This window comes from Cephaloticoccus primus (genome assembly GCF_001580015.1).
GTDB lineage: Bacteria > Verrucomicrobiota > Verrucomicrobiia > Opitutales > Opitutaceae > Cephaloticoccus > Cephaloticoccus primus.
In genome coordinates this window covers 144,700-169,327 of sequence record NZ_LSZQ01000052.1, presented here as the reverse complement: position 1 = coordinate 169,327, position 24,628 = coordinate 144,700, and the positions used below count along the sequence as shown (strand labels likewise).

Sequence of the window (24,628 nt, the reverse complement as noted above, 5' to 3'; positions counted from 1 at the left end):
GTGTTGGGCGGTACGCCCAACACGCAAGCCACACAGTAAATGGCAGGGGACACCAGACGGTGCACCAACGAGTGCACCGCACAATAAAACGGTCGAAGACCGCACGCGCAGTGGCTCTGGCGTGTAAAACAGGAAGGTGATTAGGTTTGCCAGTGCGAGGCGCGGCTCCTCACGCTTCGCCACTCAATTTTTCCGCACGCTCACCTCTTTATCACCAATCATGTCTGAACTCGCAGGAAACGTCCTGGTCGGCCAGTCCGGCGGCCCCACCTCTGTCATCAACGCCAGCGTTGCCGGTGTGATCGCCGAAGCTCTCAATCACGAGTGCATTGAGGAAATTTACGGCACGCTGAATGGCGTCCTCGGCCTGCTGAACGAGGACTTCATCGATCTGGCTGCCGAGTCGCAGCAGCAGATTCGCGCGCTGCGCCACACGCCCGGGGCGGCACTGGGCACCTGCCGTTACAAGCTCAAGAAGCAGCAGGATTTCGAGCGCGTGCTCGAAGTATTCAAGGCGCACAACATCCGCTACTTTTTCTACATCGGCGGTAACGACTCGCAGGACACGGCGGATAAAATCTCCAAGCTCGCCCAGGCCCAAGGCTACGAGCTGCGCGTCATCGGCGTGCCCAAGACGATCGACAACGACCTACCCGTCACCGACCACTGCCCGGGCTACGGCAGCGTGATCAAGTACCTCGCGGCGACCGTCCGCGAAGTCGCTTGCGATAGCGAAGCGATGGGGCAGGGCGACCTCGTCTCGATCATCGAAGTCATGGGCCGCTCGGCGGGCTGGATCGCCGCGGGAGCCGCGCTGGCGAAGCGCCGCGACCACCCGCACGACCCGCCGCACCTGATCCTGCTTCCCGAGGTCCCCTTTAACCAGGAGAAGGTGGTCGCCGATGTCTCCCGCGTGCTGAAGCGCGAGAAGTTTTGCTCGATCGTCGTCGCCGAAGGACTTGTCGATGCAGATGGCAACTACCTCGCGGCGTCCACCGCGACCGATGCCTTCGGGCATGCGCAGCTCGGCGGAGCCGGCGACGCGCTCGCGGCGATCATTGAGGGGAGCCTGCCCGGCGTGAAAGTCCGCGTCGCCAAGCCGGGCCTCATCCAGCGCGCCGCTGCGCACGCGGCCTCCAAGACCGACTCCGATGAAGCCTTCCTCGCAGGCCAAGCGGCCGTGCGCGCGGCGATCCGGGGAGAGACCGACAAGATGGTCACCTTTGTGCGCGGGCAGACCGAGCACTACACCTGCGAGACGGGCCTCGCGCCGCTCAGCGACATCGCCAACGGCGTAAAGCTGCTCCCGCCCGAGTGGATCAATGAGGACGGCGTGAGCATGAACTTCCAGTTCGCGCGCTACGCCCAGCCCCTGATTCAGGGCGAGTCCATCGTGCCTCACGAAAACGGGCTCCCCGCCTTTGCCCAGCTCCAGAAAACACGCGTAGATAAAGTATTGCCTCCTTACGAAATCGTCTGAGACTGCGGGACTGTCTTGTTCAGTGGACAGAATGATTTGTTAATGTTGTAACGGGGAAACGCCCTCCGAAAGGAGGGCGTTTTCTTGTGCCCGAGCGATAGCGTAGGCCATGCCCGGGTGTGTGCGTGACGGTGGCTTGGGGCGGCTCATCCCGCGAGCGTCGCGCCCTGTTTTCGTACGCTACAGCAGCTTCATGGGCTGGTAGCGGGCGGCGCCTTTTTGGGCTTTGGCGAGTGTGCGCGCGGTGGTGACGAAGTGGTCGACCTGGGCGGGCGCGGCACCGACGAAGCGGTGCGTCTCGGACAGGATGCGGCGCAGCACGGCCTCGCCCAGCCCGAGGCGGGCGTCTCCGGCGAGTCGCTCGACGAGTGCGGCCTCGCCGCCTTCGCGCAGGGCCTGCGCCGCGGCGAGCGCGTGCTCCTTGATCGCTTCGTGCGCGGTCTCGCGGCCTGCGCCTGCCTTTACGGCCTCCATCAGGATCGTAGTCGTCGCGAGGAAGGGCAGGTTGCGCTCGCTCTCGGCGGCGATTGCCGCAGGGAAGACGGTCATCTGCCCCAGCACGTTGAGCCAGGTTTCGAGCAGCCCGTCGATGGCGTAAAACGAGTCGGGCAGCGCGACGCGGCGGACGACCGAGCAGGAGACGTCCCCCTCGTTCCACTGGTGGCCTGCCAGCCCGCTGCACATGGTGACGTAGCCACTCAGGATGGTGGCGAAGCCGCAGATGCGCTCGCAGTTGCGCGCATTCATTTTGTGCGGCATGGCCGACGAGCCGACCTGTCCTTTTTGGAAGCCCTCGGTCAGGAGCCCCTGGCCCGCCATGAGGCGCAGCGTGGTGGCAAAGCTGGCGGCGGCGGCGGCGATCTGGTGCAGCGCGGTGACGACCTCGAAGTCGAGGCTGCGCGGGTACACCTGGCCGACGGCGCCGAGTGCCGCCTTGAAGCCGAGGTGCTTGAGGACGCGCTGTTCGAGCTGCGCAGTTTTCTTAAAATCGCCGCCGAGCAGTGTGAGCTGGTCGAGCTGCGTGCCGACGGCGCCTTTGAGGCCGCGTACCGGATAGCGGTCGAGCAGCTCGCCGAGGCGGGTGTAGGCGCTGAGCAGCTCTTCGCCAAACATGGCGATGCGCTTGCCCAGCGTGGTGGGCTGCGCGGGCACGTTGTGCGTGCGGCCAGTGAGGAGCAGGTTGCGGTGCGCGGCGGCTTGCGCGGCGAGGCCGTGCAGCGCGGCGGCGGCCTTCCACTGCACGAGCCGCAGCGCGCGCAGGATCTGGAGTTGCTCGACGTTTTCGGTGAGGTCGCGGCTGGTGAGCCCGAGGTGGATAAACTCGCGCCCGGCGAGGCCGGAGAACTCCTCGATGCGCGCCTTCACATCGTGGAGCGTGACGCGTTCGCGCGCGTCGATGGAGCCGAGGTCGATCTGCGATTTGACGCGCTCGTAGTCGCGAATCGCCGCGGCGGGGATTGCGATGCCGAGCTCGCGCTGGCCCTTCATGACGGCGATCCAGAAGTCGCGCTCCAGGCCGATCCGCCCCGTGGGCGACCACAGCGCCTTCATGGCGGGCGAGGCGTAACGCTCGGCGAGGACGTTGGTAATCGGAGCGGGGGCGGCTGAGGGAGGGGCGGTCGGGGAAGGGCGAGAGGCGCGGGAGGGCGATGCGTTGGCGTTCACAGCGCAGCAGCAGGGCAAAGCCGCCGCCGCTCGGCAAGGGGCGAAAGTGGACCGGTGGGGGAAGGGCGCCCTACGCGGGCGGCGGGGTCGCAGACCCTTTTATTTTGCGAGCCGCTCGTTGGCGGCTCGTCAGTGTCCCCTGCCATTTACTGTGCGGCTTGCTGTCGGGCGTTCCGCCCGACGAACAAGCCGCACAGTTGAATGAACTCCCAGACCGGAGCTCAGGTGGGAGTTTAACCTGTTAACTTTTTCGCCGCGCCCCAATAGGGTTTCCACTCCATTCGCGTTTTGGGCTCCATCCCCTGTCGCAACGCGACAGGGAGGCTAATTTGGGAATCGTGTTCCGCCGCGCAGCGGCGGGGCCGATTCCCAAATTCAATGGCACGTGGCGCCCCGCCACCGCAGCCCGCGTAGGGCCGCGTTTTTGGCGGCTGCGTAAAACTGCCCGCTGCTTTCTTGTGGCACACACTGCGTTTTCGGCGCGTTGCTGTTGGGTGGCTTTCAGGCGCGCTGCGCCTCCCTCCGCTTTCGCACCAATGCACCGGACCACAGTTCCCCCGATGAAAAAATCCCTGTGTGCGCTCACCGAGCGGTTCTTCTCACCTGGTGCCCTTGTCATTCTCGCTCTGGCGTTGGCGACGACGGTGGCCGTTGCGTTGATCCCGGTCAGGGAGCCCAAGGGGATTCAGTTTTGGTGCGTCGCCTTTCAGCAGCGCGATTCCTATGTCGATAAAATCGAGGCGTGGAACCGCGAGCATCCCGAAAGCCCTTTTGTGATGACGCTCCTCCACGACCGCTCACTGGAGCAGCGGATGCTCTCCGGCTTTCTCTCGGGCACGCCAGTTGCCGATCTGCTGGAGATGCATGAGGGCGTGTTCCCCAAGGCCTTTCTGGGGCCGGTCGATCAGATTGGTTTTCTGGACATCACCGAGCGGCTTCACGCCGAGGGGCTCTACGAGCAGATAAACGAGCCCTCGTTTTCCCAACAAATTTCGCGCGGGCGGCACTTCGGGCTGCCGCACGATGTGCACCCCGTCCTGCTCGCTTATCGCGCGGACATCGTCGAGGCGGCGGGGATTGACGTGTCGCAGATCGAGACCTGGGAGGACTACTTCCGCGTACTGCGCCCGCTCATGGAAGATCGCAATGGCGACGGCCGCCCCGACCGCTACCTGCTCAACCTTTCCGAGATCAGCGAGGATGTGATCAGCATGCTGATCCTCCAGAATGACGGGCAGATTTTCGACGAAAACGACCATCCCATCTTCGCCAATGAGCGCAACGCCGAGACGCTCGCCACCATCACGACATGGATTACGGGCCCGCAGCGCGCGACGATCGACGTGCCGCGGCTCAGCGCCTCGGGCCACAAGCAGATGCTCGACGGGCTCGTCATCGGCACGACCGTGCCCGACTGGATGCTGGGCATGTGGAAGGTGGAGAACCCGCGCCTCGCCGGTAAACTCAAGCTCATGCCGCTGCCCGCGTTTCACAAAGGCGGCCGCCGCACCAGCGTGCGCGGTGGCTCCATGATCGGGATCAATAAGCGCAGCGCGCACATTGAGGAGGCCTGGGAAATGGCCAAGGCGCTCTACACCTCCGCCGAAGTCGCCGAGCAGACTTGGCGCAAGACGATGATCCTCTCGCCTGTGAAGTCGCTGTGGAGCGAGCCGTTTTACCACCAGCCCGATCCCTTTGTGTGTGGTCAGCCCTCCGGCACGCTATTCATCGAAGCCGCGCCCGATGTGCCGCTGCGCCCCTCCTCGCCCTACACGAACAACGCCTACGCCTACATCACCAATGTCGCCATAGCCCTGCGCGCCTACGCCGAGAAAAACGGCCTCTACGATGCCGAAGACCTGAAACCCGAAGCCCTGCGCCTGCTCCACTATTACCAGGACCAACTCGAAAAACTCATCTCCCGAAACGTGTTTCTGGAAGAAGGCCAATAGAACGAGTCAACGACCGCCCAACGCGGGCGGCGGTGGCGTGGCGCCACGTGCCGTTTAATTTGGGAATCGGCCCCGCCGCTGCGCGGCGAAACACGATTCCCAAATTTGCCTCCCTGTCGCGTTGCGACAGGGGATGGAGCCCAAAATCTGAATGAAGTGGAAACCCATTGGGGCGCGGCGAAAAAGTTTACGGGTTAAGTCTCCGGCCCGACCGGAGGTCGGGGGATTTTCATGTAAATTTGCGATTTTGGTCGGGCGCTTTGCGCCCGACCAAAATCGCAAATTAAATGGAAGTGGCGACCCGCCACCGCTGCACGCGTAGTGCAGTCTTGGGGTGCCTCATCCCCCGAGGCAGCGGGTGGCGAGCTCGCTGAGCACCTGTTCCTGTTCGCGCGGGCGGCTGATCGTCTCCTCAAACGCGGCGATGAATTCCTGTTGGTTGTCGATCAGCCGCCGCAGGCTCGGCAGTCGCCCCGCGCCCGCCAGTTTTCCTACGTAGAACGGATGCTGGGAAAACAGGTGGTACGAACTCTTCTCGGTCACGCCGACAAATTTGGCGCTGTGGAGAGCCGCTGCTGCGGGCAGCCCCTCCAGTCCGCGCCGCCCCAGCCGCGCCTCGCCCGCGTCGAGCAGTGCGCGCACCTGGATCAGGATGCGGTTGCGGTTTTGCAGCGCGGCGAGGATCGGGCGCGCATCGCCGCCTGCGAAGAAATGCCGCCGCAGCGCGGCGAGCGTCCACTTCAGGTCGCCGCTGAAAAAGGCTTCCGCCGTTTCAAAAAACTCCCCCTCGGCGACGTTGGGCGTCAGCTCGGCGACATGGGCCTCTTCGATTGTCGCGCCGCTGCCTGCCTGCGCTGCGTCACCGCGCGCGGCCACCTCTTCGCCCTCGCCGCTGGCGAAGCTGGCGAGCTTGTGCAGCTCCTCGACGATCAGCCGCGTATTGCTGCCGATCCGCGCGAGCAGCAGCGCTGCTGCGTCGGGCGCGATTTCTACGCCCAGCGCCTCGGCCTCGCTGCGGACGATGCCGAGCAGGGCCGTCTCGCCGCCGTCCTCCTTGTCGTCGATCAGCGTGAACCGGGCGTTTTTCTCGCACCACTTGGGGAAGGCGCGGCGGCGGTCGACGGGCGCGGCAGTGATGAGCAGCGCGGTCTCCTGCGGGTTGATCTGGCTGAGGATCACCTTGAGCTCTTCGAGCAGGGCGAGGGTGCTTTCGGCGCGCCCGGTCACGCTGTCGGCCAGGAAGTTTACGTCCTTGAACCACACCACGCGCCGCTCGCCCCCTCCGAACATGGAGACCGTTTGCACGCTGTCGCGCAGCCGGTAGATCGCCGCGCGCACCTCGTCCACGTTGTTTGCGAAGCCGCTCAAAACCTCCCTCGAAAACTCGTCCTGCGAGTCGCCCACCAGCGCGGCAAACTGCGCCTTGCCGAGGCGGTCGACCAGGAAGTCGTCGTTTCCGCAGATGAAGCTAAAAGGTTTTTCCGACATGGGCTGCTCTTTCGGGTGCGAGTTGCTGGGAGGAACGGGAGGGTCTGAGACTGCGCGTGGAGAGGCGGCGTTCACGCTAGTTTTGGCCGATCCGGCGAAACAAGCGCCAAGCGAGGGCTAGGCAGAGCAGGTTGGGGAGCCAGAGCAGCAGGTCGGGCCGCAGCTCGGGCTGCCGGTCGAGCCAGCCTGCGGCGACGTTGAGGAAATAGTAGCCCAGCGAGATCGCGACCGCCACGCCGAGGTTGGCGCTCGTCTCGCGGCGCGACACGCGGATCCCCAGCGGGATCCCGATTGCCGCAAAGGAGAGGATCGCCAGCGCGTTTTGCCCCTTTTCCTGGAGCACGAGCCGCAGCTCCAGCAGCCGCTGTGCGTGGGCTTTGAGCTCGGAGGCATCGGCGTTGTGCTGCGCTTCGGCCGCACTCTTCGCTGCGGCCAGCTCTGCCGCGCGCTCGCGCAGCTCTGCCAGCGTCAGCCACTTCAGTTTTTGTCGAACCGTGCGGCGTGCGAAGACCGAGTCGAGCGGCAGCCGCACTTGCTCGCTGCGCGCGAAGGTGCCGACCAGTGGCGGCTTGGAAAAGTCCTCGGGGTTGGCGCGGTCGCGCGATTCGACCTGCGCCTGGTGGAGGCTGAGCAGCAGCGCGTTGGCCTCCTCGTCGAAGTCAAACTGGCCCGTCTGCGCGTGGACGATCCGCAGCACGCGCTGCTGCGCGTCGAGCTCCCAGATCCAGAAATCGCGCAGCAGCGTGCCCTCCTTTTCGCCGACGTAGACCACGAAGCCGGGGAACTCGCGGATAAACGTGTGCGGGACAATGAAGCGCAGCGGGTTGCTGCGCACGACCTCGGCCAGCGTGTGCTGATAGCGCGTGCGGGCGCGCGGCATCGCCTCGAAGTTGAGGTACAGCCCGAGGCCCATCCCCGCGAGCCCGAGGAGCAGGATCGGCCGCGAGAGTCGCCACACGCTGACCCCCGCCGCGCGCATCGCGGTGATCTCGCTGTCGGCAGAGAGCCGCCCGAGCGTCAGCAGCACGCCCGTGAGGATGCCCATCGGCAGCGCGTAGGCAGCCACGTAGGGGACGAGCAGCACGAGCAGCTCCAGAAAGGCGGGCAGCGGGAGCTGATCGGCCAGCACGAGCCCCAGCAGGTCGCGAATCGCATTCCCCAACAGCAGCACAAAACCAAAGAGCGCGACCGCCGCGAGGCAGGCGCCGAACACATGGCGGAGGAGATAGCGGTCGAGGAGGTTCACGCAGGCTGGAGGCGGGCAAACCCACTTGTCATGCGCACGCCGTGCACATGTCGAGGGTCTTTGGGGGGCGCGGAAGGGCGCGCACGCTGCCGGCCGATCTGCGGCCCGCGCGTGGCTGTGCGACCGTGGGCGAGTTGGCGGGAGGCATCGTGCCGAGAGGGGATTTACGGCTGTTGGCGCATGCGCCGGGCCAGACTGCGCGCGGGCAAATCCGCGTGCATGTTTGTGGAGATGGCGCGGCATGGGGAGCGTGCGACCACCGCCGCCGTGCGCGTTGCCGGAGCGTGTCTCGTGTGACTGTGCGGCCGGTTTCCCGATCCTTTCGGGGCCGTGTCGTAACGGAGGCGCAGTCGCCTGCGGAGTCTACTTAGTTGCGGCGAAGTCGTAGGTAGGCGGTTGCGATTCAGAAAAAGCGAGCGGCAGCGAGCGTTGCGGGCCCCTGTTATGGAATACTTCCGCTATCTCACCCTCTTCGTCATCCTCGCCCTATTCGTCCTGCTCACGGACCTTTTTCTCGAAACCCGCTCTCCAAACCGCCCGCACATCGCCCAACCTCAAGAAGCCCTGATGCTCCTGGATTAACGCGCGCACAGTCAGCCCTGCTCGCGGAGTCCCAAAAAAAGACGGGCGACGGCGCACCAACGAATGCGCCGCCAAATACACCACTGCGCGTGGGGCGGGGTCGCAGACCCTCCTATTGGGCGAGCCGCTCGTTGGCGGCTCGTCAAGGTCGCCACCGCCCCACGCGCAGTGGGAGTTTTACGCGCGAGTGCAGGGTTTCGTGTGCAAAAGTGGTGCTTTTTTGATGCCTTTGCTTTGCATCGAGATTGGAAGCCGCTTCAATGGGCGCGTTTATGACGAAGTCGCCCCTGCTGCATCTTGAGGACAAGGTTTATGAACTGCCTTTTATCGAAGGCACCGAGGGGGAGAAGGCGGTGGATGTCAGACGATTGCGTGGGGAGTCGGGCTATATCTGCTTCGACCAAGGCTATGGCAACACGGGCTCTTGCGAGAGTCAGATCACGTTTATCGATGGCGACGCGGGGATCCTGCGGCACAGGGGCTACCCGATTGAGCAACTCGCCGAGCACAGCGATTTTGTGGAGACGGCCTACCTCGTGATCTACGGGGAGCTGCCCGATGCGAAGCAGCGGCGCGCTTTTGGCGACTTGCTGCGCGCGCACGCCGGGGTGGAGGAGCCGATGCAGCGGATTTTTGAGGGCTTCCCGCGCAGTGCCCCGCCGATGACGATTCTGGCCTCGGTCGTCGCCGCGCTGGCGGCGCATCATCCGGAGCTGGCGGCCAACAATTTTGAGAAAGACCTCGCCGTGTTCGATACGGCGGCGGCGATGGCGATTTCCAAGACGCGCACGATTGGCGCGATGATTTACCGTTACCGGCGCGGGCTGCCTTTTGTGAAGCCGCGCGACATCCCGTACTGCGAAAACTTCCTGCACATGATGTTTTCGCAATCGACCGAGGGCGGGCCCGATTACTTCGCCGAGCCGGAGGTCGTGAAGGCGCTGAACCTGCTCCTGCTCCTGCACGCCGACCACGAGCAAAATTGCAGCACGGCGGCGGTGCGGATGGTGGGCTCCAGCTCGGCCAATCTCTTCGCCTCGCTCTCGGCGGGGGTCTCCGCGCTCTCCGGCCCGCTGCACGGCGGGGCGAACACTGCGGTGATGCAGATGCTCCAGCAGATCCACGACGACGGGGATGATGGCTCGCGCTTTATCGAGCGCGCCAAGTCGGGCAGCAAGAGCACGCGCCTGATGGGCTTTGGCCATGCGGTGTATCGCAACTTCGATCCGCGCGCGAAGATCATCGGCGCGGCCTGCGAAAAGGTCCTGGCCAAGCTCGGGATCAACGACCCGCTGCTCGATATCGCACACCACCTGGAGCAGGCGGCGCTGCGCGACGACTACTTCCTCTCGCGCAAGCTCTACCCCAATGTGGATTTCTACTCGGGCATCATCATGCGCGCACTCGGGATTCCGGTGAGCCTGTTCACCGTGATTTTCGCAATGGGGCGGACGACGGGCTGGATCGCCAATTGGCACGAGGTCGCCTCGCAACCGAAGGGCCGCATCTACCGTCCGCGCCAGATCTACATGGGCGCAGCAAAGCGCGACTACGTGCCGATGGCCGAGCGCTAGTGCGGCTCTCGTCGCGCGGCCAAGCGGGAGGGCGAGCCGCGCGCACAATAAACGAGTCGAAGACTCCACTGCGCGTGGGGCGGTGGCGTGGCGCCACGGGCCATTTGCATTGCGGTTTGTGTGTCGGGCAGAATGCCCGACACACAAACCGCAATGCAGGAAATTCCCCCGATCTCCGATCGGGCAGGAGTTTACTGGTGAACCAACGAAAATCGCCCGAACGGGTTTCCGCTCTTCGTTTGCGCTTTGAGCTTCCTCGCCTGTCGCAACGCGACAGGGGATTTTCATGTAAATTTGCGATTTTGTCTGGGCGCGTAGCGCACGGGCAAAATCGCAAATTAAATGGAAGTGGCGACCCGCCACCGCTGCACGCGTAGTGCCCCAGCTTCAGTCCCGCGCGCAGCGGTGGTCTGGGCGTCCCCGATTAGCGGCGCCAGTCGAAGCGTCGCTTGATTCGCAGGCGTTCGTAGAGTGTATCGGGGACTTCGAGGAGGAAGCGGCTGGGCGTATTCATCATGCCGCCGGGGCCGGGGCGGCTGGCGACCTTGGGGTAGCTGAGGTAGAGCTCGTTTTTCGCGCGGGTGACGGCGACGTAGAACAGCCGTCGCTCTTCCTCGATATCGCCTGCGTCGATAGCGCGGCGGCTGGGGAATTGTCCGTCGGCGAGCCCGATCAGGAAGACGACGTCGTATTCGAGGCCCTTGGCTTGGTGGATGGTGGTGAGCCGGATGGCGGCGGCGGGCTTTTCTGCATCTGTGGCGCTGCGGGCGTCGGCAGTTTCACCATTTAGCAGGACGATCTGGGAGAGAAAGTCGTCCACGGTGTCGAAGCGCGTGGCAAAGGTGGCCAGCGCCTTTAGTTCGTCGAGCCGCTCGGCGTAGTCGGCAAAGGCGCCGCGCAGGTAGTCTCCGTACCAGCCTTCGATGGCGTGTTCGACGGCGAGGGCGGGCGCGCGGCCGTCGCGCAGCTCGGCGGCGACTTCGGCGAGCGAGGCGCAGAAGTGCGGCCACTCTTCGCGGGCGTCTTTGGGGACTTTGCTGAGCACGTCGTCGGTGGCGAGGGCGGCGACGAAGTCGCTTTGCAGGAGCACGGCATGGTCGCGCGCGGCGGCGTGGATTTTTTGCGCGCCTTTTTCGCCGACCTTTGGAAGCAGCGTGGCGATGCGCTGCCAAGCGAGCGTGTCGGTGGGGTTGTAGATGAAGCGCAGCAGGGCGACGAGGTCGCGGATGTGCTGGCGCTCGAAGAACTTTACCCCGCTGGTAATTTGGTAGGGGAGGCCGGTGCGGGCGAGCGCGAGCTGCATTTCGAGCGCCAGAAAGTGCGAGCGGTAGAGGATGGCGATCTCGCTGGCGGAGACGCCTTCGTCCTCGATGAGGGCGCGGATGCGTTTGAGGACAAACTCGGCCTGCTCGCGATCATCGACGGTTTCGACCAGGTGGGGCTTCTGGTAAGGCGCGCGGGCGGAGCGTAGCTCCTTGTCGAAGTGGCGCCCGAGAGGCTGGGCCTGGAGGACGGCGTTGGCGTAGGCGAGGATGTCAGGCGTGGAGCGGTAGTTGGTCTCGATGCGGTGGATGGCGGTGTCGGGGTGCCGGTCGGGGAAGCGCATGATATTCTCAAAATCCGCGCCGCGCCACGAGTAGATGCACTGGGCGTCGTCGCCTACGGCGGTGATGCAGTGGTGCGGGGCGAGCTTGTCGACGATCTGCGCCTGCAGGGTGTTGGTGTCCTGGTACTCGTCGACGAGGAGGTAGCGGAAGCGCTGGGCGAAGTAGTCGGCGACTGTTTGGCTCTCGCTGAGCAGCCGCAGCCACAGCTCCAGCAGGTCATCGTAGTCGACGACGGCTTGCTCGCGCTTGGCCTTTTCGTAGCTCGCGGCGAAGTCGTCCAGGCGGTGTTCGATCTCGCTGTGCTGGGGGAAGTTTTTGCGGACGGTGGTAGCGATGGATTGCTGGGTATTGCGCGCGAGCGAGAGGATGCTGAAGAGGGGGCCGGGCCGCGGGTAGGTTTTGTTTTTAAAGAAAGTCTTATCGCAGTCTTCGACGCAGCGTTTGAGCAGTGTCTCCGATTCGTCGGCGTCGAGGATTGTAAAGCCGCGCGCGAGCCCGATCTGGTCGCCGTAGAGCCGCAGCGCGCGATTTCCCAGCGAGTGAAAGGTGCCGCCCCAGAAGCGGCGCGGCCCGATCCCCGTAAGCTCTTCCACGCGGTGGAGCATCTCGTTGGCGGCCTTGTTGGTGAAGGTGAGGAGCAGGATCTCGCCCGGCGGCACGCCTCGCGAGATGAGCCAGGCGACGCGGTACGTGAGCGTGCGTGTCTTGCCCGAGCCCGCGCCGGCGAGGACGAGCAGGGGGGCGGCTGGGGCGGTGACGGCGTCGTATTGCTCGTCGTTTAGCGCCGCGCGAAAATCGATCGGCACGGGCGCGTAAGGATCGGCAAGGTCAGTCGCAAAAGAGGAGGCGTCGTGTGGCGCAGAATCCATTACCCGCGATCAGGCGCGAACTGCGTCCAAGGGGCGAGAGTCTTTGTACCAGCCGTGTCAGCTAAGTGCGGAGCTACGCGTGCGCGCGGGACGGCCCTACGCGGGCGGCGGCAGGCGGTGCCTGCACCCATTTACTGTGCGGCTTGCGTGCCGTGCGTTCCGCACGCCGAGCAAGCCGCACAGTAGAAAGGGCCCAACGAAGGTCGGGAATGCTCATTCAAAATTGGGAGTAGCACATGGGATGAAGTCCACGGGACGGCGCACCAACGAATGCGCCGCAAAGCAAAACGGTCGAAGCCCGCGCCCAAACGGGTTTCCGCTTCATCCACGCACGGGCTGACGAGCCGCCAACGAGCGGCTCGCCAAATGGAACGGTCGAAGACCGTGGCGCGCCGCCCTCCCGCGCTCCCGCCTCCACGCGTAGTAGCGCTTGGCCGCAGCCAGCTTTTACAGCAGGGCGAGGTCGTTGCGGTGGATGACTTCGTGGCGGCGACGCTTGGGGTGCAGCGCTTTGACGGCGGCGCCCTTTAGTCCGGCGAGCGCGGAAATGTCGGCAGAGGAGTAACCGGTCTTTCCGTGGGCGATCAGGGTGCCGTCGGGCGCGGCGACGTCGACGATGTCGCCCGCCTCAAACCTGCCGCTGGCGTGCGTCACACCGACGGCGAGCAGGCTGCGGCCTTGCTCGCGCAGGACGGGAACGGCGCAGGCGTTGATGTGGATCGTGCCGGTGGGGCGCTGGAAGTGCAGCAGCCAGCGTTTCTTTGCGTCGAGGGGCAGGCCGTGTGGCGCGAAAAAGGTGCCCGGGCCTTCGCCGCGCAGGAGCCGCGCGATGATGTCGGGCTCGGCCCCGCTGGCGATGAAGACGCTGCAACCGGCGCGCAGGGCGAGCTTGGCGGCGGAGAGTTTGGAGACCATGCCGCCGACTGCGGTCTCGCTGGCTGTGCCGCGTGCCATGGCTTCGATCTGGGGCGTGATTTTTGGGACGAAGGGGACGATCTCGCCGGTGCCGTCGAGGTCGATCAGGCCGGGCGCGGTCGAGAGGATGAAGAGGTGCTGTGCGTGGACGAGGCTGGCGACCATGGCCGAGAGCGTGTCGTTGTCGCCGAAGCGCAGCAGCGCTTCGATCTCGGCGGCGCTGACGGTGTCGTTTTCGTTGATCACGGGCACGACGCCGTAGGCGATGAGGGACTCGAGGGTGGCCTTTGCGGCGAGGTGGCGTGTGCGGTTGCGCAGGTCTTCGTGGGTGAGCAGGACTTGCGCTACGGTGATGCCGTGCGCGGCAAAGTGGCTTTGCCACATCTGCATGAGCAGCCCCTGGCCGATGGCCGCACAGGCTTGTTTTTTGACGACGTCGCTCGGGCGGCGCTTGAGGCCGAGCCGCCCCATGCCGAGCGCGATCGAGCCGGAGGAGACGAGGAGCACTTGCGTGCCGCTTGCGCGCAGGCGGGCGACCTGCTCGCAGATGGCGGCGATCCGCTCGGCGTCGAACTCGCCAATGCCGCGGGTGAGGACGCCTGTCCCGAGTTTGATCACGGCGCGCGCGGGCGGGCCACTGGCTCGTTTGGAGGTGCTGGGGCCGCTGCTGGGCGTGGCCTGGCCGGAAGCGTTGTGTATGGCGCGGGTTTTCAACGCGGGGCGGAAGGGAGTTGGGAGTGTCAGGAAACGAGGTCGCCGTGGGTTAAATTACGCGGGGCGGAGATTTTTTGTGCGGGTGCGCGGTGGGCGGCCCGCCGCTCGCGCGCTGGCGGTCACTCAAGGCGATCAAACCGCGAAAAGCTCTTTCTCCTTATGCTCCAGGTGCTGGTTGATCTCCTTGATCGCGTTGTCGGTGAGCGTCTGCGCTTCCTTCTCGTGGCGCTTGCGCTCGTCTTCGGAGAGGGCGGCGTCTTTTTTGAGTGCGTCCATCGTGTCGCGGCGGACGTTGCGGACTTGTACGCGACCTTCTTCGGCGAGCTTGTGGGCGACTTTGGCGAACTCCTGGCGGCGCTCGCGGCTCATTTCGGGCAAGGGGATGCGGAGTGCCTTGCCGTCGATGATCGGGTTAAAGCCGAGGTTCGCCTGCTGGATGGCTTTGGCGATTGGCTGCACGAGCGTCACATCCCAAGGCTGGATCTGGATCATGCGCGCGTCGGGCGTCGAGATGGCGGCGCAGGATTTGAGTGGCTGGGTGGTGCCGTAGGCTTCGACGAGGATCGTCTCGACCATCGTGGGCGTGGCCTTGCCGGTGTGGATGGCGCTAAACTCGTGTAGCGTGTGTTCGATGGCCTTTTGCATGCGGGCCTTCGCGTCGCCGAGGATTGGGTGGTTGCTCATAAAATAGGGAGGGAAGTTGGAGGATGGGGGGAGTTAACGCGTTGGGAAATTGAGTGAGAGGAGGGGAGGCGTGCGAGCGGGCACTTGTGGCGCGTAGGCGGCGGTGCGCGTCCCGGTTGGGGGATATCAAGCGTGGACGAGTGTGCCGATCTTCTCGCCGGCGATGGCTTTGCGGATGGCGTGCTCGTCGCCGAGATCAAAGACGAGGATCGGCACGTTGTTGTCGAGACACAGCGAAAAGGCAGTCGAGTCCATGACGTTGAGCCGCTGCTTGAGCGCGTCGAGGAAGGTCAGCTCCTCGTACTTGACCGCGTCGGGATAGAGGGCGGGGTCCTTGTCGTAGATGCCATCGACCTTGGTCGCCTTCATGATGATGTCGGCGCGCATCTCGCTGGCGCGCAGCGCGGCGGTCGTGTCGGTCGAGAAATAGGGGTTGCCCGTGCCGGCGACGAAGATCACCACGCGGCCCTTTTCGAGGTGGCGCACGGCGCGGCGCAAGATGAACGGCTCGCCGATCTGGTTCATCGGGATGGCACTCTGCACACGCGTGGTGACACCCAGTTTTTCGAGACAATCCATGATCGCCAGCCCGTTGATCACGGTGGCGAGCATCCCCATGTAGTCGCCCGTGGTGCGGTCCACGCCATGCTTGGAGCCCTGGAGCCCTCGGAAGATATTTCCCCCGCCGATGATCACGCAGACCTGCACGCCCAGATCGTGGATCTCCTTCACCTGGTTGCAGATGGCGTGGAGGGTCGGCGCGTCGATCGGGTCGCCGCTCTTGCCGCCGCGCAGCACCTCGCCGCTGAGCTTTAGGACAATCCGTTTATACTTCACTGCGCTGGAGGAGGCTTGGGGCGGCGTGTCATTTGCGTCATTCATTGGGCGCGCAGCGAAGGAGAATGACAAACGCGCGTCAACGCGGTCGTTTGGTGGCCCGGCTGATTCTGGGACGAAGTCGTCGCGGCGAGGCGCGCGCGTGGCGCATGCGGGTGGGTAGTGGCGGTGAGGCGCCTGCGCGGTGGAGGAACGCGCCGCGTACAATCGGCTGGCGGCAGGCGTCACTGGTGACATGCGTGCGGGGGAGGATTGTTGATTTGCGATGCCGTGGGGAGAAGAGCCGGAGAAGTGAGCTCAGAGGCGCTGCCGCGGGCTGGTCGCTGGGGGCAAAGGGGGGTGGGAGATGATGTGCCGAGCTAAGTGTTGGTCCGGCCGTCGCAACTCGGTTTTGCGAGATGCTCAAGGGATGAGAAACGGAGGCGCTGAGAGGTTTCTCGGGCGCGGTGGTGGGAAAATGGGGGAATTGTAGGAAAAAGCTTGCACTGAGAGCGCCCAAGCTCATGACGACTGGCTCAGCTTCCACCCCGTTACCCCGACACCCAAACCATGCCCCCTGTTTGGACAACTCTATTGAGTCGTTCTTTGTGCGTATATTTCGCGCATTTGGCGGGGTTGTGCGTAGCTGGCAAGAGGGGCGCTTCCTCACTAACGCCTGAACTCGCTGTCGAGCTGTCGAGCTGTCGAGCTGTCGAGCTGTCGAGCTGTCGAGCTGTCGAGCTGTCGAGCTGTCGAGCTGATTTTGGCGCACGAGTGCGCCTGTCAAGCCTTTTATTTAGAGCGGGTTGCGGAGTTTTACCTCGGCTGCCTGTCTCTCGTACCCGCTTCATTCGCCGGACTGTTTAGGCGAGTAGCGGGCTTTTTTGCGCTTTCCCTGAACCGCCCTGCTTAAACAGGGCGCCCTGTCATAACCATAACCCCAAACCTAAAAAGCATATGAAACTGCAAGCTTGGCTTGTGCCTACATTACTTGCTTTTGGCGTGCCGCTGGCAACCCACGCCCAAAGCAGCCCCGGTCGCCCCCTTGCCGACCAAGTTGACGATGGCGAAACCGTCTATCTCTCGCCCTTCGAGGTCTCCTCTGATCGGGTAAATGGTTATCGAATGACGGAGACCGCATCCACTCGCATTCGTAGGGATTTGCTAGAAACTCCAACCTCGATTCAATTGGTCACAAGTGAGTTTATGGATGATATCGGAGCGGGTTCAATCCTTGACGCGACTCAATATTTATCGGGTGTCAGTGTTCCTATTCTTGGTGGGGTTGGTGGTATCCAAGAGCGCCAGGTGGTCCGAGGTTTTAGCTCATATGGAGCAGGGCTTGATGGCTTTCGTTTGCGAGTGGGGGGGGCTTCATTCGATCCGTATCTCATTGATCGAGTCGAAATTATTAAGGGGCCAAATCCGATTCTTTCTCCTGGTGGGACGACTCCTGGAGGGATTGGTACCATGACTACAAAATCGCCTCAATTCAAATCGGCCAACCTGCTCAGGGTTGAAGTGGCCGATCAGTACTTTGGGGACAAAATGGTCTTTGACTCGACAGGTGCGATAGCTGGCTCTGAGCGTTTTGCCTATCGCCTTATCGGTACCTATCGAGATGCGAAATCTTATGTTCCGGGGCGGGTTGCTCTAAAAAGCATCAATCCTATGCTTACGTGGAAGATCTCGGAGAAATCACAACTCAAGCTTAAGGGTTTTTTGAGCGATTGGAAGCAAACTGGTGCCCACGCACAGGGGAATGCCCTCTATATTCGTGACGACTTTCCCTACGGTACTGGTGCCACTGTTTCAAAGTCGGACATCAAGCCAGGCTATGAACCCTTTGGGGCGAATGGCAGAGTTGACTGGACACAGCGTTTTGAAAAATTGCGACGTTTCAGTGCCGTGTTTACGACTGAATTAACGGATCAATTGAACCTACGACTTGCGGTGCTCCGTGAGGCTACTCGTGCCCAGAGTAACGACTGGAATGGTGTGTCTATTCAGAGAGCTTCTCATCTGCGCGTAGACCCAAACACTGGCAGGGATACACCTACTTTAAGTTGGGCTCTTAAGGATCCTGACCAACCTTGGGATGCGCAGACCAATCCTTACGAATCGACTCCGATCCCCCCCGGTTCGGATATAACCAAGGTTGAGCTTGCCTGGGATCCTCCGGGACCGACCTATAACTGGATCCCTATCATGCATTATCAGGCAGATTTGTCAGGGAAGTTTGACTTCGGTGCTTCGTCGGGTGAGCCCCTGCTCACTTTACACGCTGTCACTGGTACCTATATTAAATCGACAGATAGATACAGCTGGAAAAGCTATCCGGGTGTGTACGAGGATATTACTGATATTTACGATAAGACTCAGCCCTTTTTGCCTAACGCACCCAGGCCTATATGGATTCCCGGCCCTCGCGATGCAAATGGGGAGGGAAAGGACTTGCAGAATAAGGATATACAATATTATATCCATACTCAGGTTGATACTTTCAGGAAGCGCCTTATTCTGACAGGGGGAGGGGTGTACCAGAAGCGGGTCAGGGAGAATGTTAATTATACTAGAAATAGTCATTCCTATGATAGCCGGTCCAAGGTTATACCCTCTGCTGCTATCCTTTTTAGGGTTATGTCGAATGCGTCTGTTTATGTTGCTTATTCACAGGATGCCAATGCAGCGAGTTATTACCCCGGCGGTGGTCTCCCCAACGAGGATGTCTGGCAAGAGGGTGAGCAAGGGGAGGTAGGTATTAAGATGGACTTCTTCAATAGGAGGCTCTCCATTTCTGTTTCGTATTTCGACATTGAGCAGAATAATCAACCTGTGACAGATCCACGAGATATTGAAGCGAGACGAGGAGGAACGGATAGGATCTATCCTCAACTGCTGAATGAGATGACCAATGAAGGTTTTGAGTTTGATATATCGGGTCAAATTACACCTAACCTGAGTGTCTTGGGTAGCGCTACGAAGCAAAAGAAACGAAACCAGGTTGGGTTCAGAGAAGCGAATACGCCTGATACGATGTATAATGGATTCATTCGCTATGGTTTTTCCAGCGGTGCGCTGGATGGGCTGAGTGTTAACTTAGGGTTTAACCATGCAGGGAAAGCGGCTGGAAATAATCCTAATGTTAACCCTACAGTGCTAGGGGTACCCCATCAGTACATGCATTTTCTACCCGCCCGTACCATTTTTAATGCCGGGGCAAGTTATAAATGGGGTGATGTCAGCTTTCAGTTGAATATTGATAACCTGTTGGATGAGGACAAGCCAATGAATTCGCAGGGGCGTCATGACATGGCTCTTGTGCCGCCTCGGAATATCCGGCTGACGACGACTTATAGGTTTTAAGAGCTAGTAGCTTGATTAAGCTGTTTTTGATACTTGGCGGGCTGCTCTTCGGGGTGGCCCGCCTTTTTTGTCCGGTCTGGTTTGGAGGCTTGGGAGGGCTGGAGCTGGGGAGAATTGGCGGCGCATTGTAATTCCCGGGGGGCACTTGGTGCTGCTGGGGCGATTTTTTGAGGAGGGGAGACATGGCGGTTGATTGTTGGTGGGGAGAGGGGCAGTGTTTGCGGGAACGACGATGCGCAGGCGTACGGTATTTTTTTTCTCTCTCGGGTTTGGCTTTTTTTCGGCTGTGGTGGGGCGTGCGCAGGAGCCGTTGAGCTCGCCTGCACCGCTGATGGGCGGGGGGGGCGCTGAGAGTAGGGCGATTGCGGCTGGGGAAAATGGGGTGGGGGCTGCGGAACAGGTGGCCGCCGCGCGGCCAAGGGCATTGAGTGAGGGGGAGCTGGCATTGCGTCGGGACGCAGCGCAACGGGCGGTGGCTCTGGGCTTTCCCTCGACGGCGGTTTTGCTCTATCGCGATTTACTTGAGCGTGGCAGCGCGGGCACCGCTTCGGAGAACTCGGGGGCTGGTGGCGGGCACCCCGATGGAACGACGGCGGCGAGCGAAGGCGGCGGGAGTCCCGATGCGGCTGCGCTCGCGGGTGGGAATGACGCGGTGGGCGCGCGGCTGAGGTTGGCGTTGGGGAGCGCGCTGATGGATGACGGGCGTTTCGCGGAGGCGTGGGCGGTGTTGGGCGAAATCCCGGTGGCTTTGCGCGGGGCGGAGTGGCAGTTGCGGGCGGGGCTTGTTGCGGCGGCGCAGCGCGATTTTGAGGAGGCGCGGCGGGTGGTCGCGCATTTGCCGGAGAGCGCGCTACCGGAGGCGGATCGTGCGTGGCTGCTATTTTTGCAGGGAGTCTTGGCAGATGTGCGTGGGGCCGCGGGAGCGGCGCGCGACTTTTTTGAGCGCGCAGAGGCTGCTGCGTCTTCTCCACAGGCGCAGGCGCGTTTCGCGTTGGCGCGGGCGCGTGCCTTGCTGCGCGTGGGTGAGGTGACAGAGGCTGCGGCGGCTGAGGCACGGCGCAATATGGAGCGGCTGCGCGGTCGCGCGGCGGGCGTGCATTTCGTGCGCACTTATGCGGCGATGCTCGACGCGCTGGGGCGCAAGGCGGAGGCGGTGTCGCTTTTGCAGCAGCAGTCGTTGAGCTTGCCGGCGGCGCTGCGTGGCGAGCGTGACGACCTCCAGTTGTTACTCGGCTTGATCGGCGGTGCGGGCTCGGGGCCGGGGCGTGTGGCGTTGCGCAACCTGGTCGCCAACGGGCTGGATCCGCTCAAGCAGCGTGCGGCGTTGCAGTTGCTTGCCCAAGCTTCGGCCAGCGAAGGCGCGGGCGGTATGGGCGGCAGCGGGCAGTTTCAGCGCGATCTGGATCAATTGATTGAGCGCGTGCCGGAGCATCCGGTTCTGGACGATTTGCTGCTGGTGCGGGCGCAGCTTGCGTTGACGGCAAAAGACTATGCGCGTGCGGAGCGCGATGCGCGTGCGCTGCTGGAAAAGTTCCCGGGCTCGCAGCGCAAGGCGGAGGCCTACGGTGTCCTCGTGGGCTGCGCGTGGGAGCAGTTGCGCTATCGGGCTGCGGCGGATTTTGCGGCCAAGGCACGGGATGAATTGTCGGGCGAATCGGCGGCGGCGAGTCGCAGGGACTTGGGCGTACTGGTGGCCGAGGCGTGGTTTCGGGCGCGGGATTATCCGAACGCGGCGGACGCGTATGCGGCGGTTTTGCGCGAGCTGCCCCCTAGCGCGGCGGCAGGTGCGCTGATGTTTCAACGGGTGTTGGCCGAGGTCGAGGCGGGGCGGCTGGAGCGCGCGGCTGAGGTGCTCGACGAGCTGGGGGCAGATCCGCGCTTCGATGTGCTGAACCGCTGGCAGGCGGAGTGGAACTTGGCGCGTGCGCTCCAGCGTGCGGGAAGGATGCGCGAGGCGTATGCGCGGGTGAGCCAATTGGTCGGCGGGCCGGGCGAGGGTCGCGGGGAGGGGGGCGAGGTGGGGCCGGCTAACGTTGGCGAGGCAGCGGCCCCGACGGTGGCTGCGCTTGAGCCGCGCAATCCGCCCGCCGGCTTGCGCGCGTTGCCCGCAGAGTTGCAGGCGCGGATGCTGTGGTTGCAGGCGCGGCTGTCGTTGCAGGCGGGGGAGCCGGAGCAGACCTTGCAGTTGGTGGAGGCGTTGCTCGGGGCGATACCGGAGGGCGTGGGCGAGGGGCTCGCGCGTGAGCTGCGCAGCTCGTGCGCGCTGCTAAAGGCGGAGACGTTATTCAGCCTCGGGCGGCGCGCGGATGCGGTGGAGCTGCTCCAGCAGGTGCGCACGGAATTCTCGCGCTCGAATGCGGCGGTCTACTCGCTGATCGTCGAGGCGGGCTACTATGCGGGGCAGGGGCAGACGGTGGAGGCGCAGCAGCTCTACACCAAGCTGGCGGACGATTTCCCCGACAACGCGGTCTACGCGCCGTATGCGCGGTACCAGGCCGCGCTACAGGCCGAGCGGCGCGGGCAGGACGCAAACCTTGAGGAAGCGAACAAGCTGATTGAGCAGATGGTGACGCGCTATCCGAACAGCCCGCTGGTGTTTTACGCGCGGCTCAAGCAGGGCGACCTGTTGCGCAAGCTAAACCAGTTTCCGCAGGCGCAGCAGGTGTACGAGTCGCTGGTGAATAATTACCCGACGCATGCGGATGTGCTCCTGGCGCAGCTCGCGCTGGCGGAGTGCCACAACGCGCAGTCGATGAGCGACCCTGCGCATGCGGATCGCGCGCTCGTGCTCTTCGAGCAGTTGCGCGATCGGGTGGATGCGCCGGTGGATGTGCGGGTCGAGGCGGGGTTAAACCTCGGGTACTTGCTGCTGCGCGGCGGGCAGGCCGAGCAGGCCGAGGCCGTGTGGTGGCGCGATGTGGTCAACGCCTTCCTCCTCGACGAGCCGGCTGCTGCGCGGCTGGGCCCCCGGGGGCGCTACTGGATGACGCGCACCTTGCTTGAGCTTGGCGGGCTCTACGAGCGGCAGGCGCGGATCGACCAGGCGCGCGAGGCTTGGGAGCTGATTTTAAAAACGGGCCTGCCGGGGGCCGCGTTGGCCGAAGACCGCTTGGCGCGCGGCGGCGGCGCGACGCTGAGCAGCGGTGCCAGTGGTAGCGGCAGCAGTGGCTGATGGGCGCGGGCGCCAGATTTTGGGCGGTGGGCGGCAAGCGACCTGCGCGCTTTAACTTCTCCTCCAAAGCTTGGCTGAAAAGCAGACTTTGCCCTTAACGCGCCGCCTTTTTTGCCCGAGCCTCCCGCTCCTCCCGTCCAGCCCGCCCTTCTTTTTTCCAAAAAAACACGATGTCGTTCACTGACTTTAGTCTCTTCGCGCGCGGCGGCCCCATGATGTGGGTGCTGCTGATCCTCGGGTTCCTTTGCCTGGTGTTATTTGTGGAGCGGGTGTTTTACCTGCACCGGGGGCAGATCAGGGCAGCGGAGTTTCTGGGCGGCATCAAAAACATCCTCGCCAAGCGGCGGATCGTCGAAGCGCTAACCGTATGCGAGGAGACGCCCGGGCCGGTCGCTGCGGTGGTCAAGGCGGCGCTGCTCCACGCCGAGGAGGGCGCGGAGCGCTTGCGCTTCGAGGTGCAAGAAGCCGCCGTCATCGAGCTGCCCGCGCTGGAGCGGCGGCTCGGCTCCATCGCTGCGATTGCGCAAGTGGCCCCGCTGGTCGGGCTGCTCGGCACGGTGCTGGGGATGGCGACCACGTTTCATGCCTTCGAGCTCGACTACGCGACGGCGAGTGCGCTTTCCGAAGGCATGTGGCAAGCGCTGCTCTGCGCGGTGGGCGGGCTCTTGCTGGCGATTCCGGCGAACCTCGCGCAGCACTTTCTGGCGGGGCGGGTGCGGGCGATCGTGCGCGACATTGAGTGGGCGGGAAACGAGATCATGCGCTACCTGCTCACTGATTATCAAAAAGGCGCTGCGCCTGGCGGCGGCGGCGTTGGAGCGTTGGCGGGAGCTGCCATTAACGGCGCTGCGTCGCGCGACCTCGCGCCGCCGTCTCCGCCAGTAAACGCCGCCGCCACTGCTGCGGGCTCCGCGGCACAAGAGGAGGGGCGGGAGGGCGCGGCGTCATGATCACACGACCGCTCGACCTCGTTTCAAAACTGCGGGCCGCGCCGCCTCGCGGCTTTGACGCTTTGTTTTGGGTCAACGTGGGCCTGTTGGGCTTGTTCTTCGGGATCTTCGGTTCGCGCTTTGTTTTGGCTCCGGGGCTCGGTGTGGATTTTGACTTGCCCGAAATCGGTGGCGCGCGCGCCGCCGCAGTGCGCACGACTCACGTGATCAGCATGGCCCATTCGGGACTCATCTTTACTGACGATGGTGCGCTGGGCCTGGAGCAGCTCGGCGCCTGGCTTGCCACTCAACAGGCACGCTGGCGCGAAGCGGCCAATGCGGGTCACCCTGCCGCCGAGCGCAGCGCACCAATCGAAGCCGTGCTCCTGATTCGGGCGAGTGCGTCGATCCCGGTGGCGGATCTGGCGGCGGTCACCAGCACTGCACAGTCGCTTGGGTTTCGTGTGCAAATCGCCGCGCTGGAGCCCTCCGGCTCGGCAACGGGAGAGGGGACTGCCGAATGAATGGAGGCTCCGGTCAACGCAGGGCAGATCCTCGCCGGACGTGGTTGCTGGCGGTGGGCGTGGCGGCGCTGGCCCTGCTGTTTCTGCTCGGGCTGTTCGCTGTTAATGTAGGCGACGGCGAGGCCGTAGGAACAAGTGCCCGCGGGGAGCCGCTCGAAAAGCTGCCTGCCTCGGGTGCCGCTCAGGCCAGGACGGTCGGCCTGCGGCAGATCAAGCGGCAAGTGCCCGGCGAGGCCGACTTGGTGGCGGCCGAAGCGCTTTTCTTTGATCCCAGCCCGCTGTTCTTGCCGACGCCGTGGAATGCGGGGCAGGCGCGTTTGCCGGAGCTGCTTTTGCAAGAAGTCGAAGAGCTGTTTGGCGACTACGCGGCGCAGCTACATTTTGCGCGCGAAGGCGTGGGGGCCGATCTGCCGGGAAACGCGGACGCGACGGCGGCGCGCTCCCTTGCTCTCGGGCTTACTGCGGGTGAGGAAGGCGCGCGGCTGCTGGCCCTCGGTCGCCGTGGACAGGAGCCCCCGCGCTTGTCTGCGCGCGCAGGCCGCGTCGAGGTGATCTCTCCCCAGCGCGCCGAGCCAGTGATAACGGCCGAGCTCCGCGAGCTGGGCGCAGCCGCCGCTGCCGCAGGGAACTGGCGGCCGCTGGAGCTCGCGGCACTGGTCAACGAAGTGGGCCTGGTCGGCGGCGTGCAGCTTGTGCAAAGCTCGGGCGTGGAGGCGGTGGACGAGTTTTTTCGCGACTATGTCGTGCGGCGACTGCACTTGGGCGAGCGAGTCGAGCCCGGGCTATACCGGATTTTGATCGGCCCGTAGTTTTTGTGGCAAATGGCACGAATTTGCCGTTGACGGCAGAAAACGCGCCGCGCAGCGTCACCGTTCACTTTGTTTTTTGACCCTCCCTAGGTCTGCCCAGATAGCTCAGTTGGCAGAGCACGTCCTTGGTAAGGACGAGGTCGCCGGTTCAAATCCGGTTCTGGGCTCCAGGTCAACGTCGCATGGCTTCAGCGACGCAAAAATCCCGAGGTCAAAACCAGTTCAACACACAGTCT

The 24,628-nt window shown here is 63.6% G+C and carries 16 protein-coding genes and 1 tRNA gene; 10 read left to right on the top strand and 7 right to left on the bottom strand.

The window, feature by feature from the left end:
• The first annotated feature begins 220 nt into the window (after positions 1-220).
• Positions 221-1,480: a 6-phosphofructokinase gene (locus AXK11_RS07325; RefSeq protein ID WP_068630775.1), complete on the top strand. Its 1,260-nt coding sequence runs from the start codon at positions 221-223 to the stop codon at positions 1,478-1,480.
• A gap of 180 nt (positions 1,481-1,660) precedes the next feature.
• Here AXK11_RS07325 and purB read toward each other — a convergent pair whose 3' ends face one another.
• A complete protein-coding gene (gene purB / locus AXK11_RS07320) occupies positions 1,661-3,070 on the bottom strand; it encodes an adenylosuccinate lyase (RefSeq protein ID WP_343124259.1) in 1,410 nt (469 codons plus the stop codon).
• Positions 3,071-3,705: 635 nt separating this feature from the next.
• Between purB and AXK11_RS07315 the strand changes: the two genes are divergently transcribed.
• A complete protein-coding gene (locus AXK11_RS07315) occupies positions 3,706-5,097 on the top strand; it encodes an extracellular solute-binding protein (protein WP_068630771.1) in 1,392 nt (463 codons plus the stop codon).
• A gap of 339 nt (positions 5,098-5,436) precedes the next feature.
• Here AXK11_RS07315 and holA read toward each other — a convergent pair whose 3' ends face one another.
• A complete protein-coding gene (gene holA, locus AXK11_RS07310; RefSeq protein WP_068630769.1) occupies positions 5,437-6,585 on the bottom strand; it encodes a DNA polymerase III subunit delta in 1,149 nt (382 codons plus the stop codon).
• Between the two features lie 76 nt (positions 6,586-6,661).
• The gene (locus AXK11_RS07305) at positions 6,662-7,831 is read right to left on the bottom strand and encodes an LptF/LptG family permease (RefSeq protein WP_231865795.1); all 1,170 of its coding nucleotides are present in this window, start codon (positions 7,829-7,831) and stop codon (positions 6,662-6,664) included.
• A 444-nt stretch (positions 7,832-8,275) separates the two neighbouring features.
• Between AXK11_RS07305 and AXK11_RS09845 the strand changes: the two genes are divergently transcribed.
• Positions 8,276-8,413, top strand: coding sequence for a hypothetical protein (locus tag AXK11_RS09845; RefSeq protein ID WP_156469252.1), 138 nt, complete (start codon positions 8,276-8,278; stop codon positions 8,411-8,413).
• Between the two features lie 272 nt (positions 8,414-8,685).
• Positions 8,686-9,987 carry a citrate synthase gene (locus AXK11_RS07300; protein ID WP_068630806.1) on the top strand — a complete coding sequence of 434 codons (1,302 nt, stop codon included), beginning with the start codon at positions 8,686-8,688 and terminating at the stop codon, positions 9,985-9,987.
• Positions 9,988-10,411: 424 nt separating this feature from the next.
• Here AXK11_RS07300 and AXK11_RS07295 read toward each other — a convergent pair whose 3' ends face one another.
• The 4 genes from AXK11_RS07295 to pyrH all read right to left on the bottom strand — a co-directional run bounded on the left by AXK11_RS07295 (position 10,412) and on the right by pyrH (position 15,658).
• The gene (locus tag AXK11_RS07295) at positions 10,412-12,463 is read right to left on the bottom strand and encodes an ATP-dependent helicase (RefSeq protein ID WP_082781005.1); all 2,052 of its coding nucleotides are present in this window, start codon (positions 12,461-12,463) and stop codon (positions 10,412-10,414) included.
• A gap of 447 nt (positions 12,464-12,910) precedes the next feature.
• On the bottom strand, positions 12,911-14,092 hold the full coding sequence (gene proB / locus AXK11_RS07290) for a glutamate 5-kinase (RefSeq protein ID WP_231865794.1): 1,182 nt from the start codon (positions 14,090-14,092) through the stop codon (positions 12,911-12,913).
• A gap of 132 nt (positions 14,093-14,224) precedes the next feature.
• Positions 14,225-14,776 carry a ribosome recycling factor gene (gene frr / locus AXK11_RS07285; RefSeq protein WP_068630767.1) on the bottom strand — a complete coding sequence of 184 codons (552 nt, stop codon included), beginning with the start codon at positions 14,774-14,776 and terminating at the stop codon, positions 14,225-14,227.
• Between the two features lie 126 nt (positions 14,777-14,902).
• Positions 14,903-15,658 carry a UMP kinase gene (gene pyrH / locus AXK11_RS07280; protein WP_068630765.1) on the bottom strand — a complete coding sequence of 252 codons (756 nt, stop codon included), beginning with the start codon at positions 15,656-15,658 and terminating at the stop codon, positions 14,903-14,905.
• Positions 15,659-16,549: 891 nt separating this feature from the next.
• Between pyrH and AXK11_RS09515 the strand changes: the two genes are divergently transcribed.
• The 6 genes from AXK11_RS09515 to AXK11_RS07235 all read left to right on the top strand — a co-directional run bounded on the left by AXK11_RS09515 (position 16,550) and on the right by AXK11_RS07235 (position 24,562).
• Positions 16,550-18,958, top strand: a complete 2,409-nt coding sequence (locus tag AXK11_RS09515; protein WP_082781004.1) for a TonB-dependent siderophore receptor — start codon at positions 16,550-16,552, stop codon at positions 18,956-18,958.
• Positions 18,959-19,430: 472 nt separating this feature from the next.
• Entirely contained in the window at positions 19,431-22,130 is a 2,700-nt protein-coding gene (locus AXK11_RS07255) for a tetratricopeptide repeat protein (RefSeq protein ID WP_197456840.1), read from the top strand.
• Between the two features lie 170 nt (positions 22,131-22,300).
• Positions 22,301-23,080, top strand: a complete 780-nt coding sequence (locus AXK11_RS07250) for a MotA/TolQ/ExbB proton channel family protein (protein WP_068630753.1) — start codon at positions 22,301-22,303, stop codon at positions 23,078-23,080.
• Complete coding sequence (locus tag AXK11_RS07245; RefSeq protein WP_068630750.1) at positions 23,077-23,583, top strand: ExbD/TolR family protein; 507 nt, start codon at positions 23,077-23,079, stop codon at positions 23,581-23,583. Before AXK11_RS07250 ends, AXK11_RS07245 begins: the two co-directional genes overlap by 4 nt.
• The gene (locus AXK11_RS07240) at positions 23,580-24,392 is read left to right on the top strand and encodes a hypothetical protein (protein ID WP_156469251.1); all 813 of its coding nucleotides are present in this window, start codon (positions 23,580-23,582) and stop codon (positions 24,390-24,392) included. Before AXK11_RS07245 ends, AXK11_RS07240 begins: the two co-directional genes overlap by 4 nt.
• A 94-nt stretch (positions 24,393-24,486) precedes the next feature.
• Positions 24,487-24,562, top strand: a tRNA-Thr gene (locus tag AXK11_RS07235).
• Positions 24,563-24,628 lie beyond the last annotated feature (66 nt).